This is a genomic window from Comamonas sp. MYb396 (genome assembly GCF_037479555.1).
GTDB lineage: Bacteria > Pseudomonadota > Gammaproteobacteria > Burkholderiales > Burkholderiaceae_C > Comamonas.
Window position 1 is genome coordinate 637,267 of sequence record NZ_JBBGYU010000001.1, and the last position, 18,857, is coordinate 656,123.

Sequence of the window (18,857 nt, forward strand, 5' to 3'; positions counted from 1 at the left end):
GATGCCATTTCCATGCCTGCATCCACCCCTGAACCCGCCGCAAATCTGCCTGATTTGGTAACGCCTGCCGCTGCGGGCGCAGCTGCGGGTGCAACTGCGGGCGCAGCTGAGGGTGCAACTGCGAGTGCCGCTGCGCAGTTTTCGCGCTGGCTGGCCGTGGCGGCCCTGCTGGGCCTGGTGCTGCTGTGCCTGGCCTGGGAGCTGTGGCTGGCCCCGTTGCGGCCGGGCGGCTCCTGGCTGGTGCTCAAGGCCTTGCCGCTGTGCATTCCATTGGCCGGCCTGCTCAAGCGCCGCATGTATACCTACCGCTGGCTGAGCCTGCTGGTGTGGCTGTATTTTATTGAGGGCGTGGTGCGCGCCTGGGGCGATGCACCGCCCAGCCGCTGGTGCGCGCTGGCCGAGATCGCGCTGTGCCTGCTGCTGTTTGCCGCCTGCGTGCTGCATATCCGGGGCCGCCAACGCGCCGCCTCCCCGGCCACCCAGCGCGCAGCCGCTTCCTAGAACCGTTTTCTTTTTATTTGCTGAGACTTCCGATGACCGACCTGATTGCGAGCTTGCGCCAGATTGTGGGCGATGCCCATGTGCTTACCGAGGGCGACCTGACGGCCTATGAGCAGGACTGGCGCCGCCGCGTCCACGGCAAGGCGCTGGCGGTGGTGCGCCCCGCCACGACCGAGCAGGTAGCCGCCGTCGTCAAGGCCTGCGCGGCCAATGGCACCTCCATCGTGCCCCAGGGCGGCAACACCGGCCTGGTCGTGGGCTCCACGCCTGATACCTCGGGCCAGCAGGTGGTGCTGAACCTGGGCCGCATGCAGGCGATCCGCACGATCGACAAGGACAACCTGACCGTCACCGTCGAGGCCGGCTGCATCCTGCAGACCCTGCAGGAGCGCTGCGAAGGCCAGGGCTATCTGTTCCCGCTGTCGCTGGCGGCCGAAGGCAGCTGCACCATTGGCGGCAACCTGGGCACCAATGCCGGCGGCACCCAGGTGGTGCGCTATGGCAATACGCGCGAGTTGTGCCTGGGCCTCGAAGTGGTCAACGCCCAGGGCGAGATCTGGAACGGCCTCAAGGGCCTGCGCAAGGACAACACCGGCTACGACCTGCGCAACCTCTTTATCGGCAGCGAAGGCACCCTGGGCGTGATCACCGCAGCAACGATGAAGATCTACCCGATGCCCGCGAGCCAGCTCACCGCCTGGGCGGCCTTGCCGTCGTTCGATGCTGCCGTGCGCCTGCTGGCGCTGGCGCACCAGTACCTGGGCGCGGGCCTGACCGGCTTTGAGGTGATGAACCGCTTTGCGCTGACCCTGGTCGACAAGCACATGCCTCAGTTGCGCGTGCCCTTTATCGACAACCCCGCCTTCCCCTATGCCGTGGTGCTGGAGAACTCCGACAGCGAATCGGAAGCGCATGCCCGCAGCCGCTTTGAAGCCTTGATGGAAGCCGCATTCGAGCAGGAAATCGTGCTCGACGCCGTGGTCGCCGAGAACCTGGGCCAGGCCCACAACCTCTGGCATATCCGCGAGAGCATTCCGCTCGCCCAGGTCGAGGAAGGCCTCAACATCAAGCACGACATCTCGGTGCCCATCTCGCGCATCCCGGAGTTTGTCGAGCATGCCACCCAGGTGCTGAACGACAAGGTCCCGGGCATGCGCCTGGTCAATTTCGGCCACCTGGGCGACGGCAACCTGCACTTCAATGTGCAGGCGCCCGAGGGCGGGGACGCCAAGCAGTTTCTCGACGAGCGCGAGCACGAGGTCAACCACATCGTCTATGACGCGGTAGCCGCCTTTGGCGGCTCCATCTCGGCCGAGCATGGCATCGGCACGCTCAAGGTCGACACCTTGCCGCAGTACCAGTCGCCGGTGGCCCTGTCGATGATGCGGGCGGTCAAGGCCGCGCTGGATCCGCAGAACATTATGAACCCGCATGCAATGATCACACGCGCTTAGAGCCACTAACACAACCCTTGATACGTCGTTGCCTCGCCGGCCGCGCCAAGCCTTGTCGTACTACTGTACTGCCTGCAGCTTGACGCCTCGTCTCAACCGCAAACCTTCGGTTTGCTGGGTCGTGTTAGCAGCTCTTAAAACCCAGCGCCAAAACAAAACAGGGCGGCCCTCGCAGAGGTGCCGCCCTGTTTTTTTGTTCATTGAAGGATCAGGACGCCGGCGTGCCCACCGCGTTGCTGATCATCTGGTTCACATCCTTGGGCCAGGAAAACGCTGCGCCCGGATCCTGCACCACGCGCGGCTGGCCGTCCTGCAGCCACCAGATGCGCATGGTGTTGCTCTTGGCATCCAGCGCCACAGCGGCGGCATTCTGGCCACCATCGTGCTGGCGGTTGCCGGTGATGTAGTAGACGGAGCCCTGTTTGCTCAGCGGCCCGGTCACCTGCAGGTTCTGCATAAAGGCCGCGCGGTGCTCGCCCAGCAGGTGCTGCATGCGCGCAGCCATCACGCCTTGCTGCAAGAAAGCGGCATCCTGCGGGTACTGGCCCACCTGCGCCTGCAGCTGGTTCCAGGCCTGTTGGGCGCTGGGGTTGCCGCCAGCGGGTGTAGTCTGGCAGCCGGCCAGTGCCAGCGCCGCAGCAGCGCCCAGGGCCAGGCCCCATTTTTTCGTCATCATCCACATAGTTAGCTGTCCTTGTAGCGTTTGCCGCGCCCTCTCCTGCGCCAGGCAAACTGTCGATGTCCCGCTGCCCACCTGTGCTTGCCACGGCCATGCACCGCCGGCCCCGGTGGGCCCGGGCGCCAAAGCCGACACCCTACACCAATTTATCGCTGCTCAGGGCGGCCGCAGACATCTCCCACACTGGCTTATCCTTACGGCCTACGCAAAAAGCGCAGCCGTCGTACAGTAGGCCCTTTGGGCCTCGCCCCTGCCCCGCCCTCGCAGTGCGCCCATCGCACCGTGCCAGGCAATGCCTTAGCACCAGCGAGGCGGCAAGGCCCCGTCTCGATCAGGCCAGAAGAACATGAAGCAATACCTCCAACTCGTCCAGAACATCCTGGACCAAGGCTCCTGGCAGTCCAACCGCACAGGCATCCGCACGCTCAGCATGCCCGGCGCCATGCTCAAGTTTGATCTGCAGCAAGGCTTTCCGGCTGTCACCACGAAGAAGCTGGCCTTCAAATCCGCCATCGGTGAGATGGTGGGCTTTCTGCGTGCGGCGCGCAGCGCTGCCGATTTCCGCGCGCTGGGCTGCAAGGTCTGGGACCAGAACGCCAATGAAAACCAGGCCTGGCTGGCCAACCCCTACCGCCTGGAGGCCGACGACCTGGGCCCCGTCTACGGCGTGCAATGGCGCCAATGGCCGGCCTACAAGCTGATCGACCAGGCCCTGCCCCAAGGCGCCGCCCAGGTGGCCGACGCGCTGGCCAAGGGCTACACCCAGATCGGCGAAGTGGCCGAAGACGGCAAGTGCCAGATCGTGCTCTACAAGGCCATCGACCAGCTGCGCCAGTGCCTGGACACCATCATGACGGACCCGGGCAGCCGCCGCATTCTCTTTCACGGCTGGAACTGGGCCCAGCTCGAAGAAATGGCCCTGCCCCCCTGCCACCTGCTCTACCAGTTCCTGGTCGACCAGAGCAAGCGCGAGATCTCGCTGTGCCTGTACATCCGCAGCAATGATGTCGGCCTGGGCACCCCCTTCAACCTGACCGAAGGCGCCGCGCTGCTGCACCTGATGGGACGCCTGAGTGGCTACACCCCGCGCTGGTTCACCTACTTCATCGGTGATGCCCACATCTACGAGAACCACCTGGACATGCTGCAAGAGCAGCTCAAGCGCGAGCCCTTTGAGTCGCCACAGCTGGTGCTGTCGGACCGCATCCCCGACTATGCGGTGACCGGGCAGTACGAGCCGGAGTGGCTGGAGAAGGTGGAGCCCTCGGACTTCTGGCTGGAAGGCTACCAGCACCATGCACCGCTGACGGCGCCGATGGCCGTGTAAACAACAACGCCCGCAATCGCGGGCGTTTTGCTGAGGGCGGTGCCTTAGCCCCCGCAGCGCTCCTTAAGTTCTTCAAACGACGCCCGCTTTTGCTTGCGGATCGGCAGCGGCAGCGCAATCGACTCGGCTTCGATCTGCATGCGCTTCATGCGTTCCGGGTCCGGACAATCGGCCGGGCGCGGTTCTGGCTCATCGGCGGGTGCGGTTGCCGGTGGTGCGGACGGCGGCGGGTTATCCGTTGGACGGCTGGTGGCCGGGCGGTCATGCTCGCGCGGGTTGATTCCCTGGCTGGAGGGCGTCACGGTGATCGCCTCGGCCTTCTGCCCGGCTGCGCAGGGCTCATCCTGAAAGCTGGTGCGGCCCTGGGCATCGACGCATTTGTTGATGGCCCAGGCCGGTGCGCTCAGCAAAGACGCTGCCGCGAGCAATCCGGCAGCGAGGGTATGGCGGGCGTAGGGCATGGGCAATCCAGACAGGTGGCAAAAAGCCCATTATGCGGCAGGCCCCCCACCCGCCCCGGCTCAATCCAGATCAATGCGCACGCCGCTCTGGAGGAGCGCCTGCAGCTTGCGGGTTTCGGCCTGCAGAAACTGGCCAAAGGCCTCGGGCGTGGACAGCGACACCAGCAAGCCGGTCTTGGCAATCTGGGCGCGCACGGCAGGGTCTTCAAGGGCGCGGTGCAGGTCGGCATTGATCTGCCGCACCACCGCATCGGGCGTTGCAGCCGGCGCCAGCATGCCAAACCAGCTGCCACTGACAAAGTCCATGCCCAGCTCCTTGAAAGTCGGAATCTCGGGCGCGCCCGGGTGGCGCTGCTCGGCAGCGATGGCCACGGCCGCTACCTTGCCCGACTTGACCAGCGCGTACGACGACATGCCGTCAAACATGCCATCGACCACGCCCGCCATCAGATCGGTCATCGACGGCCCCTGGCCCTTGTAGGGCACATGGGTAAAGCGGATGCCTGCCTTGGTCGCAAACAGCTCGGCTGCCAGGTGCGGGCTCGACCCTGGTCCGGACGAGGCCAGCTTGAAGCTGCCCGGCTCGGCCTTGGCGCGGTCGATCAGGTCTTGCAGCGACCGGCCACGCAAGCGGTTGGTGACCAGCAGCACATTGTGGCTGGAGCCCAGCAGGCCCACGGGCCGGAACGCATCGGGCCCATAGGGCAGTTGCCGGCGCAGCACTGGGTTGGAGGTGTAGGCATAGCTGGTGAACAGCAGCGTGTAGCCATCGGCTGGCGTACGGGCCACGGCGCTGGTACCTATGATGGTGCCCGCGCCATCGCGGTTCTCCACCACCACCGGCTGGCCCCAGAGCACCGCCAGCTTGGCCGCCAGCGAGCGGGCCAGCGTATCGGTCAGCCCGCCGGCAGAATAAGGCACCACGATGGTTACGCGCTTGTTGGGGAAAGCGGCCGTCGCCTCGGCCGCGGGTGCGGCTGAAGCGCACAAAGCCAGGCCCAGCCCCAGGGCTGTCACGCGCCAAGAAATCCTGATCGACATAAGACCTTCCTTACCCAGCCTGTCCGCCGGGCAATTGCCAGACCATTGCAAAAGTGGGCTGTGCCAATACGGCACAGCGGGTCCCTGGGCAGGGCTACAGAGCCTTCAGCCCCGCTGCCTGCCCCGGGCGTCGCTCAATCGACCTTGAGCTTGGCCACCTTGGCCAGCTGCTGCCACAGCGCCATGTCGCTCTTGACGACCTGGCTGAACTCCGCGGCCGACTTGTGCGCAGGGATCAGCATGTTCTGCTCGGCAAACTTGGCCTTCATCTCGGGGCTGCCCAGCGCCTGGCCCAGATCGGCATTGAGGCGGTCGATGATCTTGGGGTCCGTCTTGGCGGGGGCGAACACGCCATACCAGCCGTCGGCATCAAAGCTGTAGCCCTGCTCGGTCAGGGTCGGCACCTCCTGCAGCGCCGGGCCGCGCGCCGATCCGGTGGCGCCCAGTGCACGCAGCTTGCCGCTGCGCACATGGGGAATCGGCGAGGCGATATCCATAAAGCCCACGCCAATCGTGTTGGCCAGCAAATCGCCCAGCTCCACGGCGGTGCCCTTGTAAGGCACATGGGGCATGTCCAGGCCGTAATGGGCCTTGATGCCTTCCATCACCAAGTGGCCGGTCGAGCCACTGCCCCAGGAACCATAGGCCAGGCGGCCCGGGTGGGCCTTGGCGTACTGCACCATGTCGGCCAGGTTCTTGAAGCCGGTCGCAGGGTTGGCCACCAGCAGCACGCCCGCTGCACCCACCTGCGCCACGGGCGCCAGGTCGCGCATGGCGTCATAGGGCATCTTGGGCTGGATGATAGGGTTGATCGCAATCGACGACGACGGCGAGAACAGCAAGGTATAGCCATCGGCCTGGGCCTTGACCACATGGTCATTGCCGATAATGCCGTTGGCGCCGGCCTTGTTCTCGACATAGAGGCTCTCCTTCAGCGAGCTCTGCAGCGGCGGCAGCAGCATGCGCGCAAAGATGTCGCCGCCCGAGCCCGCTGGCCCGGGCACAATCATCCGGATCGCCTTGTTGGGCCAGGCCGTATTGGCCCAGGCCGTGCCGGTGCCCGCTGCGGCGAGCAGGCCCAGCAGCATCTGCCGGCGGTTGAAGCTTGCGCATAAATCGGTCATTTTTGTCTCCTGTGGATTGCCGGTGGCCGGCCTTGCGGCGGCCACCTGGTTCTTGGGTTTGCTGTGAGCAGCGGCCCAGGCTTGTGGCGCCCGGTGCAGCCGCCAGCGCACTCGTTACGACATCTTCAGATCGGCCAGTTTGGCCAGCCCACCCCAGATCTTCATATCGGACTGGATGGAGCGGGCAAACTCTGCCGCCGGTTTGACGGCAGGCAGGGCCATGTTCTGGTCTTCAAACTTTTTGCGGATATCGGCGCTTTGCGCCACCTGCACCAGGGCCTGGTTCAGCCGCTCCACCATCTCGGGGTTGGAAGTGCCAGCGGGCAAAAACATGCCATACCAGCCGTCCGCATCAAACTTGAAGCCCTGATCGGTAAAGGTGGGCACCTGCGGCGTGGCCGGTGCGCGCTGCGTGCCCGTCACCCCCACGGCCAGCAGCTTGCCATTGCGGATATGCGGCACGGGCGACGCGATGTCCATAAAGCCCATCGGAATGTTGTTGCCGATGATGTCCGACAGCTCGGTGGACAGCGCCTTGTAGGGCACATGGTGGATGTCGATGCCGTAATGGGCCTTGAGGCCCTCCAGCGCCAGATGGCCTGACGAGCCATTGCCCCAGGAGCCGCAGGACAGCTTGCCCGGATTGGCCTTGGCATAGCGCACCAGGTCGGCCAAGGAGGCAATGCCGGTCTCCGGATTGGCGACCAGAAAAATGCCCGACAGCCCAATCTGGCCCACCGGCAGCAGATCGCGTTGCGTGTCATAGGGCAGCTTGGGCTGGATAAAGGGGTTGATCACGATGGCCGACGACGGCGCAAACAGCACCGTGTGCGCATCGCTGCTTTTGACGACAAAGTCATTGGCGATGATGCCGTTGGCACCCACCTTGTTTTCGACATAGAAGGGCTGGCCCAGCGCTGCCTGCAGGCCGGGCGCCAGCAGGCGGGCAAACACATCGCCGCCCGATCCGGGCGAGCTGGTCACCACCAGGCGCACCGGCTTGCTGGGCCAGGGCGCGGCCGCCCGCGCCATAGGCAGTGTGGCGGGCAGTGCGGCGGCCATGGCCGCCATCAGCAAAGTACGGCGCTCGATACGCAGCGGGTTCATGTTTGTCTCCTTGTAGTTCGATGTCATGCGGCGTCCAGCTCAGCCAGCACCGTGATGCCCAGCGCCGTGCCATGCACCGCCAGGTGCGCGCCCATCTGGATGACCTGCACCGCCGCTTCGCGTGCGACGCCCAGGCCATGGGCCTGCTGCAAGGCTGCGCGCAAGGCCTCGGGCTGCATCGCGGTAAAGCAGGCATGCAGCGCAATCGTGATCAGGCAGCGCTCGCCCGCACTCAGGCCCTGGCCGCTTTCTGCGGTGCTGGCCAGCGCCTGCAGATGGCCAAAGTAGGCGGGGTCGATGGCCTGCAGCCGCGCCCACAGGTCGGGCTGCTGGCCTTCCGTGGGTTCTGCCTCGGGTGGCAGACCATACACCTGGGCCACTTCGTCCAACGCCGCCGCTGTCGCGCCTGCGCCTTGCAGGCAAACCAAGGTCAGCACATCGAGCAAGTCGTCATTGCTGGCGCCGCAGGCCAGGGCCTTTTGCATATGCAGCTTCAAGCCACTGGCAAACAAATGGCTGGCCGATGCGTCGAGCGCCACATAGACGAGTTCCACCATGCGCTCGCTCAAGCCCCCACTGCGCGCCGGGTAGCCGGCATAGTGGGCATAGGCCTGCAAAAATGCCGGGCGGCGGGCCAGCAGCTGGGCATTCCAGGGCCGCCAGTAGCCACGCTCCTGGCGATACAGGGCTTCGACGGCGGCGGTGTCCAGTTCAGCCATGCTGGCTCTCCTTGCTGCCTGAGATATCGAGGCACTGCCCCGTCACAAACTGCGCCCGCGCCCCGGTCAGAAAACGGACCAGCGGTAGCAGTTGCGCCACCGCTGGGCCACCAGCCTGCTGGGGCGAGAGCAGCAGCGCATTGATACGCAGGCCCTGCGTGGCCCATTCGCAGGCCAGGGTCGCCACCAGCATGCGTGCGGCAGCCAGCGCCGTCTGGTACTGCCAGGCGGGCACGCCTGCGGGGGCAGTGGCGAGCAGCAGGAGCAGCAGGCTGGCATCACGCGCATGGGCGCCGGCAAACTGCTGGCCGGCGTTCAGCACGGCTTCCAGCAGATCGCCGCCAGCCAGCACCTGCGTGCTGATCAGACCTTGGCATGGAGCGGCTGTTGTCGCCACCTGCGCGCCGTCCTCCGCCTGCAGCGCTTGCAGCCAGGCGCCATCACAAACGGCATCGCTGCCCGCTTGCACCTGTAAATGCAGCGGCGTCTGCAACGGTACAGGCACAGCGGTGCTCAGCGTGCAGCGGCTGCTGCCGCCGTAAATGCCCGATCCGCCATCGACCGACAGGACCTGGCCCGACAGCACACGGGCCTGCGGCTGCGCCAAAAACACCAGCGCAGCGGCCATTTCTTCGGGCTCGGCCAGGCGGCCCAGGGGGATCTTGGCAACGGCATCGGCCAACGCCAGGCGACCGGCATCCATCAGGCCCTGCACCAGCTCGGTACGCACAAAGCCGGGGCACAAGGTGCTCACACTCAGCTGGGGGTAGCGCTGTGCCAGGCTTTGCGACCAGGCGATCAGCCCGGCCTTGCTGGGGCTGTAGAGCCCGCGCCAGGGAATGGCCTTGTGCCCCGCGCCGGAGGACACATTGACAATGCGCGCACCGGGCTTCAAGCGCGGCAAGCAGGTCTCGAACAAGGCCTGCGGTGCCTGCAGGTTCAGCCGCAGCAGGCGCTGCCATTGCGCAGGCGCCTGCTCGGCCAGCGGCCGGCCGCTGCTGTCCGATATACCGGCGTTGTTGACCAGGGCATCGAGCGCTGGCAACTCTGCCAGCTGGCGGCCCAGCTGGGCCAGCGCCTGCGCATCGGTCAGGTCCAGCGCAAAAGCCTGTGCGCTGGCCGCGCCTTGCGCGAGGCACTGCTGGGGCAGCTCGGCAATCGCGGGGCTGATGTCGGCCAGCAGGCAGCTCCAGCCCTGCTGCGCAAACTGCAGCGCGGCAGCACGGCCAATGCCGGAGGCCGCACCGGTGATCAAGACAGCGGGCATAGGCTTTAGATGTTGGTGAAGGTGATGCCGCCATCCACCACCAGCGCCTGCGCGGTGGTGAACTGCGCAGCATCGCTGGCCAAAAAGCAGATGGTGCCGGCAATATCGTCCACCGTGCCCAGGCGCCCCATCGGCGTCTTGGCCACGCGGCCGGCATCGCGCTCGGCATTGCGGTTGCGCTGCGTGCCCTCGGTCGGCACGGCAGACGGGCAAACCGCATTCACGCGGATATGGCGCTCGCCCAGCTCCGCCGCCGCAGCGCGGGTAATGCCCAGCACGCCCGCCTTGATGCCCGAATACACCATCGAACTACCGGCCGAGCGCAGCGCCGCGACCGAGGCCACATTGATGATGCTGCCACCGCGCTCGGCATCCATGCGGGCAGCGGCGGCCTGGATGCCCCAGAGCACCGCTTTGAAGCCGATGTCCAGCATGCGGTCCACCGTCTCGGGCATGATCTCGCTGACCGATTGGTAGCGCACCCAGGCGGCGTTGTTGACCAGGATGTCCAGCCGCTGGTGGCGGGCATAGGCCTCGTCCACGGCGGCGGTCATCTCTTCGCGCGTGGCCACGTTCTTCACCACACCAAAGGCCTGGCCGCCTTGCGCGGTGATCGCGGCCACGGTTTCTTCAACCAGCGCTTCCTTCAAATCATTCACCGCCACCACCGCACCGCGCGCGGCCAGCTGCAGCGCCGTGGCGCGGCCAATGCCGGCACCTGCGCCGGTGACCAGGGCCACGCGGCCTTCCATATCTCTTGCTATTGCGCCTGTCATTGCGTCACCTCACAACGGTCGATAAAGTCAGCGCCCACGGCGCGCATCACAGCCCCCGCCCCCATGCAGGCGTCAAGTTTCTTGAGCTCGCGCAGGCTGCGGTGCAGCCCCAGCTCCCAGGTAAAGCCCATGCCGCCATGCAGGTGGATGGCCTTTTCCAGCACCCAGGCGCCCTGGTTCAAGGCAGCGGCCAAGGCGCTGTCGGCCTGGCGCGGATTGCCCCACTCATCGGTGCGCAGCGCGCGCCAGGCCTGGGCGCTTGATGCCTCCAGCAGCAGACGCATGCGCGCCAGGTGGTGGCGCACCGCCTGCTTGGCCGACAGCGGCCGGCCAAACTGCACGCGGGCCTGCAGGTAATCAGCGGTGCGTTCCAGCGCGCCGGCACACATCCCGTTCACATACTCGGCCCAGAGCAGCTTGGTATCGGCACAAAAGGCCTGCGACTGCTGCGCGTCCAGGCTCAAGAGCGGCGTGGCGCCAGCGGTCGACACCCACAGCTGGGGCACTTCCGGATCCAGCATTGCTTCGGCCTGGCAGCGCAAGGCCGCCTTGTCGTAGAGCGCAAAACCAGCATCGGTCTGCACCAGCACATAGTCGGCCAGCAGGCCATTGCGCGCCACCCCGCTCCAGTCGCCAGCGGCCTGCGCAGCCATCACCACGCACAGCGATTTCTCACCGCGCAGCAGCTGGCCTCCGGCCTCCGTGCCCTGCAGTGCCTTGCTCGCGGCAATCTGCTCAGGCAGGGGGTAGGACAGTTGCATCTGCCCTGCTACCCGCACCACCGGCATCGCAAAGGCCAGCGGCAGGCCCAGGCCGCCCTGCGCCTCATCGGCGCAGATACCAAACAGGCCGGCATCGGCCATGGCCGCGGCCGCCTCGGCCGGGCCCTGCCCTTGCAGCGCTGCGATGACCGCCTGCGCCGCCTGCCCAAACTCCTCGGGCTGCAGCTCTTCACTTTGCATCGTCATCCCCTCAGTCCTTGGTCAGCTGTTGAATGCGCTGGGCAATGACATCCAGCTGCACTTCGGTGGTCCCGGCATAGATGCTCTCGGCGCGCGAGAACAGGTAGGCCTGCGTGAAATGGGCCTTGGCGCGCTGCGCCAGCGCGCTGTGGCCAGGGTGGATATCGGCCACCATCGCCAGCGCCAGCGACGCAAAGGCCTGGTGGCATTCGGACCAGTACAGCTTGGTGAGCGAGCCGCGCGCACCAATGGGCTCACCGGCCTGCAGCTGCTCCACACTGCGCTCGACCAGGCCCTTGAGGCCATCGATCTGGCTGACCACCTGGCCGATGGCCTGGCGCAGGCCCGGCTCTTGCAAGCGGGCGCGCAGCGCTGGCTCGGACTGGTAGGCACGCACCAGCTGGCGCAGCTCGCACTCAAAGCGCCAGGCACGGTACATGCGGTTGGTGGCGCGCTCGATCGACAGCACGCGGATGGCCGCACTCCAGCCTTCGTCGGCAGCGCCCAGGCGGGCCGAATCGGGCACGCGCACCTGGTCAAAAAACACCTCGGCAAAGGACTGCTTGTTGTCGATGGAGCGGATCGGCACCACGCGGATGCCGGGCGTATCCATCGGCACCGCAAACATCAGCAGGCCCCGGTGCTTGTCGGCCACCGTGCCGGTGCGGGTCAGCAGCAGGCAGTAATGGGCCTTGGCCGCGCCGCTGGTCCAGATCTTCTGGCCCTGGATGAGCCAGTCATCGCCATCGGGCGTGGCCTTGGTGCGCAGCCGCGCGAGGTCCGACCCGGCCTCGGGCTCGGAAAAGCCCTGGCACCAGTACTCGCGCATCTCCAAAATGGCGGGCAGAAAGGCCTGCTTTTGCGCCTCGGTGCCCACGGCCATGATGATGGGGCCGGCCAGCTCCTTACCAATTGAGCTGACGCTCTCGGGCATGGCCAGCGCGCCCACTTCCTTGTTCACCGCCAGGTGCTCGCGCAGGCTCAGGCCATGGCCGCCGTACGCGGTCGGCCAGGTCATGCCGGCCAGGCCCGCCTGGTACATGCGCGCTTCCCAGTCACGGCACTCGTCCAGGCTGGGCGTGCGGTAGTCCACGCTGTCGGCGCGCATGTGGGCAGGCAAATGGCTGTGCAGCCAGTCACGCGCATATTGCCGGTAGGCACCCGGGCCCGATGCGGCATCGGGGCGGGCGAAATTCTCTTCCTGTTTCATCGCATAGTTCCGATCAAAGTCTGCATGGCGCTGCGCATCAGGCCTGCGGCGGGGCCGCCACCATCAGCGCATCGACCGCAATCACGCCCTCGCCAGCGGGCTGGACCAGCACCGGGTTCAGATCGATCTCCGCGATCTCGCCGGCATAGGCCAGCGCCAGCTCCGACAGGCGCGCCACCGTGGCGGCCATGGCCTGCACATCGGCAGCGGGCTGGCCGCGCACCCCTTGCAGCAGCGGGTAGAGCTTGAGCGACGCAATCATCTGCAGCGCCTCGGCCTGCGTCACCGGCGCCACCTGCACCGCCACGTCTTTCAGCACCTCGGCATAGATGCCGCCCATGCCCACCATCACCACCGGGCCAAAGGCTGCGTCGTGTGAGACGCCGGTGATCATCTCCACGCCGCCGCCCACCATCGGCGCCACCAGCACGCCATCGATCTGCGCCTGCGGCGCGCGCTCGGCCACCCGCGCCAGCAGCTGTGCATGGGCCGTGCGGGCCTGCGCGGCGCTGCGGATGTTGAGCTCGACGCCACCGACCTCGGTCTTGTGGGCAATGTCGGGCGAGACGATCTTGAACACCACCGGGAAGCCAATCTGCTCGGCCGCCGCCACCGCCGCATCGGCGGACTGCACCACCTGCTCCTGCGTCACCGGCACACCGGCCCGCGCCAAAAAGGCCTTGGCATGGAACTCGTTGCGGAAGACCTGGGCATCGAGCGCCTCCCAGTGCTGCGCGGCAGCGGGCACGGTTGGCGGCTGGCCCAGCGTCTGGCCCAGGCGCACCAGTCCGGCCAGCCCCCGGGCTGCCGCATCAATGGTCCGGAAGATCGCAATGCCCGCGTTGGCAATGCGCTCGGTCACCTCGGCCGGGCCCTGGCCAATCAGCACAATCAGGCGCTCGGGGTAGTCGCGCCGGATCTGCGCCAAGGCCTCCTGGTACACACCGCTCAAACGCGGGTTGTGCAAGGACAGCGACAGCAGCAGCACCAGGGTGCTGCGCGATGCGTCTTCCAGCAAGGCCGTGAGCAGCTTGTACAAAATATCGGGCCGGCTGGACATCTGCGCTGTCGCATCGACCGGGTTGCGGGTGCCGGCCACCGGCACCGCTTCCTGGATACGGGCGCGGGTGGCGTCCGACAGCTCGGGCAGGTCCAGGCCCGCCTGCACCATCGCATCGGCCATCATCACGCCAAAGCCGCCCGATGCCGCCACCAGGGTCACGCCCCGGTTGCGCGGCAGCAGCGCGTGGGGCAGCACCGACAGCGCGGCCGTCAGCTCCACCATGTCTTCGATGGACTGCACTGTCAGTGCCCCCGCGCGGGTCAGTGCCGCTTCGATCACCGCGTTCGACCCCGTCAGCGCACCGGTGTGCGAGGCCGCAGCCGCCTGGCCCTGCTCGGTCGCGCCAATCTTGAGCACCACCACTACCTTGCCGGCGGCGCGGGCTGCTTCCAATGCCTGCAGCAGCTTGCTGCCATCGCGGCAGGTTTCCATGCAGCACAGGATGATGCGGGTCTGGCGGTCGCCGGCCAGCGCGGCAATGCCGTCGGCAATGTCCACATCGGCCTCGTTGCCGGTCGCCATAAAGCGGCTGATGCCCATGCCCCGGCGCACCACCGACTGCATCGTGAAGCTGCCCAGGTTGCCCGACTGCGAGACGATGCCAACATGGCCGGCGGCCGGCAGCTTCTCTTCCAGCGCCACCGAGAAGGAGCCAATCACCCGTTCCTCGATGCCCACTGCGCCCAGGCAGTTGGGCCCCAGCACGCGGATCTGGCGCTCCCGCGCAATCTGGCTCAGCTGCCGCTGCAGCGCAGCGCCCTCCTCGCCCGCCTCTATGAATCCGGACGACAGCACAATCGCTGCCTGCACCCCTTTGTCGGCGCATTCGCGCAGCGCAGCGGGCGCCATCGCTGCCGGCACCGCGATGATAGCCAGCTCCGGCACCTGCGGCACATCGCGCACGCTGGTGTAAGCGGGCAGCGACTGGATGCTGCCGCCCTTGGGGTTGATGGGGTACACCGCGCCGGCAAAGCCATGCTTTTGGAGCAGGTGTACCGGCCGCCCACCAATCTTGGTGGGATCGTCAGAGGCCCCAATGATGGCAATCGCGCGCGCATTGAAAAACGGATCAAGACCTGCACCGGGCTGCAGGCGGGTAGTCTGCAGCATGCTCAGCGTCCTTTGAAAACAGGGGCGCGCTTTTCCAGGAAAGCCATGCGCGCTTCCTTGGCGTCTTCGGTCTTGGCCAGCGCCATCGTGAACTCTTGCTCAAAGCGGTAGGCGTCACGCTGGGGCATCAGGTCCACCATATTGGCCGCGCGCTTGGCGTAGATCACGGCCAGCGGTGCCTTGGATGCAATCTCGCGTGCCATCTCCATGGCCTTGGGCAGCAGGGCCTCAGGCGCCAGCACTTCTTCGACCACATTGCGCTGCAGCATCTCCTGGGCCGTCAGGCGCTGGCCGGTAAAGAACATGCGGCGCATGGTCGAGCGACCCAGCAAGGTCTTGAGCATCGAGGCCCCGCCGGCCAGGCCCACATTGATCTCGGGCATGCCAAAGGTGGCGTTCGACGAGGCATAGAGAATGTCGCAGGCCGCAGCCAGGCCCATGCCTGCCCCCAGGGCCGTGCCGTTCACCGCAGCAATCACCGGCTTGGCGCATTCCTTGATCGCATTGCCGGTTTCGCGGGTGACGCGGTTGTGCTCCAGAAAATCCCCGGCCACCTCGGCATTGGGCCGGTCCTTCAGATCGGCGCCAGCGCAGAACACCGAGCCGGAACCCGTCAGCACCGCGCAGCGCACATCGTCGCGCTCGGAGATCGCATCAAAAATGGCCACCAGCTCGCGCCGCATCGCACGGTTGAGGGCATTGACGGGTGGGCGGTTCAAGGTCACCAGGGCCACGCCATCGGCGACTTCCAGCAAAACGGAGGGCTCAGACATGGCGGCCTCCCCGGGTGTGGGCCGCTACGGCGGTAGCCAGGGGATGGATGGCGGCGCAGGGCGCAGCCTGCGCAATAGGCGCTATCACTTGCATGTTGTCTCCTTGGATCTTGGCCGCTCATGGCGAGCGCCTGTTTCGAATCTGTGTTTGATTCTAGGAAGGAACCCTGCAAATGATTTCCCCCCGATTGGTTGAATCTGTTCTGCGTTCCCCGGGGTAGTGGCGCCGTGGGGCAACCCTATGATGGACAGCAACCTACGTGCAGCGCGGCTCCATCCCAGGAGCCCCAACCTCAAGCCCCCCATGCATATCGAGCCCCTGACCCCGCAACGCCTGGCCCTGGGTGAATGCCCCCACTGGGATGCCGCCACCGGCCAGCTCTGGGCCATGGACTGCCGGCGCGGCCATTTGCTGCGCATCGACCCGGAAAGCGGCCGGACCGAGCAGTACCTGCTGCCAGCACCCACCGGCTCCTTCGCGCTGAATGCCGATGGCAGGATCGTCATCGCGCTGAAGGAGGCGCTGGGCCTGTATGACCCTGCCAGCCGCCAGTTGCAGACCCTCGCCGAGCTGGACGAGCACCTGCCCCATCTGCGCCTGAACGATGGCTGCGCGCTGCCCGATGGCCGCTTTCTGGTCGGCAGCATGCATCTGCATCTGGAAGCAGGCGAAGCACCCAGGGGCGGCATCTATGTATTGGAGCGGGATGGCCAGTTGGCACGCATAGGCCCGGCCCTTAAAACCGCCAATGGCCCGCTGATCCACCCCCAAAGCGGCCGCCTCTTTATCGCCGACAGCGCCGCGCAAAGCATTTATTCCTTTGATATCAGCAGCGGGCGAGCACAAGACCAGCAGCTGTTCGTCAGCACCCAGGCCCAGCAATCCGCCCCCGACGGCTGCTGCTGGGACAGCGAGGGAGGCCTCTGGACCGCCCTGGTACGTACCGGCCAAGTCGCCCGCTACGATGCCCAAGGGGCGCTGAGCCAGTTGATCCGCCTGCCTGTGGCCCACCCCAGCGCGCTCTGCTTTGGCGGGCCGGATCTGGCGGACCTGTATGTCACCAGCATCTCGGACAGCGGCCGCCTGCGCGCCAGCGGCCCGCTGGACGGTGCCATTCTGCGCATCACCGGGCTGGGGTACCGGGGGTTGGCCAAGCCCCAGGCGCGCATCCTTATTCCCGACTAGTCACTTGGGCAGCGCAAAGCGCTGCGCCTCCCCCGCCACCTGGCTGGCGACAAAATCCAGAAACAGCTTGACCTTGGCCGGGATAATCGCCGAATCGACAATCGTCGCAAACATGCCTTCTTCGAACGTGGTATTGCTCACCACATAATCTGGCAAGAGCCGCACCAGATTGCCCGCCGCCAAATCGGGATAGACCGTGTAATCATCGAGCAGTGCAATACCCTCACCCAATTTGGCCAGTTCCAACAAGGCAATGCCATTGTTGGTCAAATGACGCGGAGAAAATCGAATATCTTCAACCCCTGCATCATTCTTGAAATGCCAGATATGGTCTTTACCGGGCAAATAATAGGCCAGGCATTGGGCCTGCAATAAATCAGCGGGTTGATGTATCGCAGGCATTTTCTCGGCATAAGCGGGTGACGCCACCAAATAGCGCTGGCTGTGGAACAGCATGCGCCGTTTGACCCCCGCCTCGACCGGCGGCGATATTCTGAAATCAATATCGATATTGTTCTTGACCAGGTCCACCTTGGTCTCGGACAGCAGCAGCTCCACCAGGATCTCCGGGTGGGCCTGGCGGAAGCGGGCGATCAGGCCGGGCAGCACGCGCTGGCCGAACATCGTGCGGGCATGCACGCGCAGGCGCCCCTGCGGGGCAGAGCTGATGGCGGTGATGCTGGTGTGCGCCTGATTGATGGTCCAGAGAATGCCCTCCAGCTGGGCCGCATACTCCTGGCCCGATTCGGTCAGCGACACCTGGCGCGTGGAGCGCAGCAAGAGCTTGACCTGCAGCCCGTCTTCAAACTCGGTGATCATTCTCGACACGGCGGTGGCCGAGATGCCAAACAGCCGCGCCGTCTCTGAAAAACTGCGGGTCTGCGACACCGACAGGAACAGCTCCATCGCTCTCAGACGGTCCATGATTCCTCCAGATTGCGCAGTACTGAATCTCGAATTTCACGCATACAGATCTCCTGACCCCACCCCTAGAATGATTCCATATTGCCCATCATCAAGGAGACATCATGGAATTTGGCGTATTCATTCTGGCGCAGCAGCGCGGCTACCACCAGCGCTCTCAGGACGTTATCAACAACTCCATCGAACAGACCGTGGTGGCAGAGCAAGCGGGTTTCAATACCGCCTGGTATGCCGAACACCATTTCAACAATTATTCACTGTCGCCATCGCCATTAATGACCGTGGCCCATGCCGCAGCCAAAACCAAAACCATTCGCCTGGGCACGGCGGTGTGCATTTTGCCACTCTACCACCCCGCCCGCTTCCTGGCCGAGGTCGGCTTTGTCGACACCGTGTCCAATGGGCGACTCGAACTGGGCGTGGGCTCGGGCTACCAGCAATTTGAATTTGAACGCTTTGGCGTCGAGATCGCCAATTCCGGTGCGATCTTCAATGAGTTTCTCGACATTATTCCCAAGGCCCTGACCCAGAAAATATTCGAATACCAGGGCGAATTCCTGAATATCCCCCCCAGCTCCATCGCGGTGCGCTGCGTGCAAGACCCGATGCCGCCGCTCTGGGTCACCTCGGGCAACCCGGTCACCCTGGGCCGGGGCGTGCGCGAAGGCCACAACCTGTTTGTCACCGCCCTGCTCAACGGCAACGAAGCGATTGTCGGCCTGCGCAGCAAGCTGGAGAACATTGCCACGGCCGAAGGCAAGGACCTGGACAGTGATGTGAAGTTCGGCTTTCTGCGCTGCGGCTATGCCTCGGACAATGCATCGGAAATCAATGCCTACCTGGACTGCGCCCGCTTTCAGCGCCGCATCTCGGAAAGCCTCAAGTTCCGCCGCGCCCAGTCCGAAGACGGCTACATGGTCAAGGAAGTGCCGACCGAGACCGACCCGACCTTCGAGCAGCTGCGCAAGAACCTGCCCGTCGGCTCGGTCAACGAAGTGATCGACAAGCTGCTCGAGGAGATCAGCATCCTCAAGCCCAAGCACATTGCGCTGCAAACCCAGCTGGGCGACTTTGACCAAAAGACCATGCTCAAGCAGATCGAGCTGTGGGGCGACAAGATCATTCCCGCCGTGAAAAAAGAAGTGGGCCAGGCCGTAGCGCTGGCGTAAAGGA

18 protein-coding genes are annotated in these 18,857 nt (G+C 65.5%); 5 read left to right on the forward strand and 13 right to left on the reverse strand.

What is annotated here, in order from left to right; genetic code table 11:
- Positions 1 to 12 precede the first annotated feature (12 nt).
- Entirely contained in the window at positions 13 to 501 is a 489-nt protein-coding gene (locus WH265_RS03015; RefSeq protein ID WP_339557262.1) for a DUF2069 domain-containing protein, read from the forward strand.
- A gap of 32 nt (positions 502 to 533) precedes the next feature.
- On the forward strand, positions 534 to 1,955 hold the full coding sequence (locus WH265_RS03020; RefSeq protein WP_339557263.1) for an FAD-binding oxidoreductase: 1,422 nt from the start codon (positions 534 to 536) through the stop codon (positions 1,953 to 1,955).
- A 208-nt stretch (positions 1,956 to 2,163) separates the two neighbouring features.
- Here WH265_RS03020 and WH265_RS03025 read toward each other — a convergent pair whose 3' ends face one another.
- The gene (locus WH265_RS03025) at positions 2,164 to 2,631 is read right to left on the reverse strand and encodes a hypothetical protein (protein WP_339557264.1); all 468 of its coding nucleotides are present in this window, start codon (positions 2,629 to 2,631) and stop codon (positions 2,164 to 2,166) included.
- 349 nt (positions 2,632 to 2,980) lie between these two features.
- Between WH265_RS03025 and WH265_RS03030 the strand changes: the two genes are divergently transcribed.
- Positions 2,981 to 3,961, forward strand: a complete 981-nt coding sequence (locus WH265_RS03030; RefSeq protein WP_339557265.1) for a thymidylate synthase — start codon at positions 2,981 to 2,983, stop codon at positions 3,959 to 3,961.
- Positions 3,962 to 4,005: 44 nt separating this feature from the next.
- Here WH265_RS03030 and WH265_RS03035 read toward each other — a convergent pair whose 3' ends face one another.
- The 11 genes from WH265_RS03035 to WH265_RS03085 all read right to left on the reverse strand — a co-directional run bounded on the left by WH265_RS03035 (position 4,006) and on the right by WH265_RS03085 (position 15,574).
- Positions 4,006 to 4,422 carry a DUF4124 domain-containing protein gene (locus WH265_RS03035; RefSeq protein ID WP_339557266.1) on the reverse strand — a complete coding sequence of 139 codons (417 nt, stop codon included), beginning with the start codon at positions 4,420 to 4,422 and terminating at the stop codon, positions 4,006 to 4,008.
- Between the two features lie 60 nt (positions 4,423 to 4,482).
- Complete coding sequence (locus tag WH265_RS03040; protein WP_339557267.1) at positions 4,483 to 5,463, reverse strand: tripartite tricarboxylate transporter substrate binding protein; 981 nt, start codon at positions 5,461 to 5,463, stop codon at positions 4,483 to 4,485.
- A gap of 134 nt (positions 5,464 to 5,597) precedes the next feature.
- Positions 5,598 to 6,587 (reverse strand): Bug family tripartite tricarboxylate transporter substrate binding protein, encoded by a 990-nt coding sequence (locus WH265_RS03045; RefSeq protein ID WP_339557268.1) that lies wholly within the window; start codon positions 6,585 to 6,587, stop codon positions 5,598 to 5,600.
- A gap of 114 nt (positions 6,588 to 6,701) precedes the next feature.
- On the reverse strand, positions 6,702 to 7,694 hold the full coding sequence (locus WH265_RS03050) for a Bug family tripartite tricarboxylate transporter substrate binding protein (protein ID WP_339557269.1): 993 nt from the start codon (positions 7,692 to 7,694) through the stop codon (positions 6,702 to 6,704).
- Between the two features lie 23 nt (positions 7,695 to 7,717).
- Positions 7,718 to 8,413 (reverse strand): carboxymuconolactone decarboxylase family protein, encoded by a 696-nt coding sequence (locus tag WH265_RS03055; protein ID WP_339557270.1) that lies wholly within the window; start codon positions 8,411 to 8,413, stop codon positions 7,718 to 7,720.
- Complete coding sequence (locus WH265_RS03060) at positions 8,406 to 9,680, reverse strand: SDR family oxidoreductase (protein ID WP_339557271.1); 1,275 nt, start codon at positions 9,678 to 9,680, stop codon at positions 8,406 to 8,408. The genes WH265_RS03055 and WH265_RS03060 overlap by 8 nt, the downstream gene beginning before the upstream one ends.
- Before the next feature lie 5 nt (positions 9,681 to 9,685).
- The gene (locus WH265_RS03065) at positions 9,686 to 10,456 is read right to left on the reverse strand and encodes an SDR family NAD(P)-dependent oxidoreductase (RefSeq protein WP_339557272.1); all 771 of its coding nucleotides are present in this window, start codon (positions 10,454 to 10,456) and stop codon (positions 9,686 to 9,688) included.
- On the reverse strand, positions 10,453 to 11,424 hold the full coding sequence (locus WH265_RS03070; protein WP_339557273.1) for an acyl-CoA dehydrogenase family protein: 972 nt from the start codon (positions 11,422 to 11,424) through the stop codon (positions 10,453 to 10,455). Before WH265_RS03070 ends, WH265_RS03065 begins: the two co-directional genes overlap by 4 nt.
- A 4-nt stretch (positions 11,425 to 11,428) precedes the next feature.
- On the reverse strand, positions 11,429 to 12,628 hold the full coding sequence (locus WH265_RS03075) for an acyl-CoA dehydrogenase family protein (protein WP_339557274.1): 1,200 nt from the start codon (positions 12,626 to 12,628) through the stop codon (positions 11,429 to 11,431).
- 37 nt (positions 12,629 to 12,665) lie between these two features.
- Positions 12,666 to 14,801: an acetate--CoA ligase family protein gene (locus tag WH265_RS03080; protein WP_339557275.1), complete on the reverse strand. Its 2,136-nt coding sequence runs from the start codon at positions 14,799 to 14,801 to the stop codon at positions 12,666 to 12,668.
- 2 nt (positions 14,802 to 14,803) lie between these two features.
- Complete coding sequence (locus WH265_RS03085) at positions 14,804 to 15,574, reverse strand: enoyl-CoA hydratase/isomerase family protein (RefSeq protein WP_339557276.1); 771 nt, start codon at positions 15,572 to 15,574, stop codon at positions 14,804 to 14,806.
- A 304-nt stretch (positions 15,575 to 15,878) separates the two neighbouring features.
- On the opposite strand from WH265_RS03085, the gene WH265_RS03090 reads away from it, so the two are divergent.
- Positions 15,879 to 16,760: an SMP-30/gluconolactonase/LRE family protein gene (locus WH265_RS03090; RefSeq protein ID WP_339557277.1), complete on the forward strand. Its 882-nt coding sequence runs from the start codon at positions 15,879 to 15,881 to the stop codon at positions 16,758 to 16,760.
- On the opposite strand, the gene WH265_RS03095 is transcribed toward WH265_RS03090, so the two are convergent.
- Positions 16,761 to 17,684, reverse strand: coding sequence for a LysR family transcriptional regulator (locus tag WH265_RS03095; RefSeq protein WP_116924229.1), 924 nt, complete (start codon positions 17,682 to 17,684; stop codon positions 16,761 to 16,763). It lies immediately after the preceding gene.
- Between the two features lie 104 nt (positions 17,685 to 17,788).
- Between WH265_RS03095 and WH265_RS03100 the strand changes: the two genes are divergently transcribed.
- Entirely contained in the window at positions 17,789 to 18,853 is a 1,065-nt protein-coding gene (locus tag WH265_RS03100; RefSeq protein WP_339557278.1) for an LLM class flavin-dependent oxidoreductase, read from the forward strand.
- Positions 18,854 to 18,857: the final 4 nt, after the last annotated feature.

Excerpts from the sequence above, each read along its gene's own strand:
- WH265_RS03015 (WP_339557262.1), top strand. The coding sequence starts at position 13 with ATGCCTGCATCCACCCCTGAACCCGCCGCAAATCTGCCTGATTTGGTA.
- WH265_RS03020 (WP_339557263.1), top strand. The coding sequence starts at position 534 with ATGACCGACCTGATTGCGAGCTTGCGCCAGATTGTGGGCGATGCCCAT.
- WH265_RS03025 (WP_339557264.1), bottom strand. The coding sequence starts at position 2,631 with ATGATGACGAAAAAATGGGGCCTGGCCCTGGGCGCTGCTGCGGCGCTG.
- WH265_RS03030 (WP_339557265.1), top strand. The coding sequence starts at position 2,981 with ATGAAGCAATACCTCCAACTCGTCCAGAACATCCTGGACCAAGGCTCC.
- WH265_RS03035 (WP_339557266.1), bottom strand. The coding sequence starts at position 4,422 with ATGCCCTACGCCCGCCATACCCTCGCTGCCGGATTGCTCGCGGCAGCG.
- WH265_RS03040 (WP_339557267.1), bottom strand. The coding sequence starts at position 5,463 with ATGTCGATCAGGATTTCTTGGCGCGTGACAGCCCTGGGGCTGGGCCTG.
- WH265_RS03045 (WP_339557268.1), bottom strand. The coding sequence starts at position 6,587 with ATGACCGATTTATGCGCAAGCTTCAACCGCCGGCAGATGCTGCTGGGC.
- WH265_RS03050 (WP_339557269.1), bottom strand. The coding sequence starts at position 7,694 with ATGAACCCGCTGCGTATCGAGCGCCGTACTTTGCTGATGGCGGCCATG.
- WH265_RS03055 (WP_339557270.1), bottom strand. The coding sequence starts at position 8,413 with ATGGCTGAACTGGACACCGCCGCCGTCGAAGCCCTGTATCGCCAGGAG.
- WH265_RS03060 (WP_339557271.1), bottom strand. The coding sequence starts at position 9,680 with ATGCCCGCTGTCTTGATCACCGGTGCGGCCTCCGGCATTGGCCGTGCT.
- WH265_RS03065 (WP_339557272.1), bottom strand. The coding sequence starts at position 10,456 with ATGACAGGCGCAATAGCAAGAGATATGGAAGGCCGCGTGGCCCTGGTC.
- WH265_RS03070 (WP_339557273.1), bottom strand. The coding sequence starts at position 11,424 with ATGACGATGCAAAGTGAAGAGCTGCAGCCCGAGGAGTTTGGGCAGGCG.
- WH265_RS03075 (WP_339557274.1), bottom strand. The coding sequence starts at position 12,628 with ATGAAACAGGAAGAGAATTTCGCCCGCCCCGATGCCGCATCGGGCCCG.
- WH265_RS03080 (WP_339557275.1), bottom strand. The coding sequence starts at position 14,801 with ATGCTGCAGACTACCCGCCTGCAGCCCGGTGCAGGTCTTGATCCGTTT.
- WH265_RS03085 (WP_339557276.1), bottom strand. The coding sequence starts at position 15,574 with ATGTCTGAGCCCTCCGTTTTGCTGGAAGTCGCCGATGGCGTGGCCCTG.
- WH265_RS03090 (WP_339557277.1), top strand. The coding sequence starts at position 15,879 with ATGCATATCGAGCCCCTGACCCCGCAACGCCTGGCCCTGGGTGAATGC.
- WH265_RS03095 (WP_116924229.1), bottom strand. The coding sequence starts at position 17,684 with ATGGACCGTCTGAGAGCGATGGAGCTGTTCCTGTCGGTGTCGCAGACC.
- WH265_RS03100 (WP_339557278.1), top strand. The coding sequence starts at position 17,789 with ATGGAATTTGGCGTATTCATTCTGGCGCAGCAGCGCGGCTACCACCAG.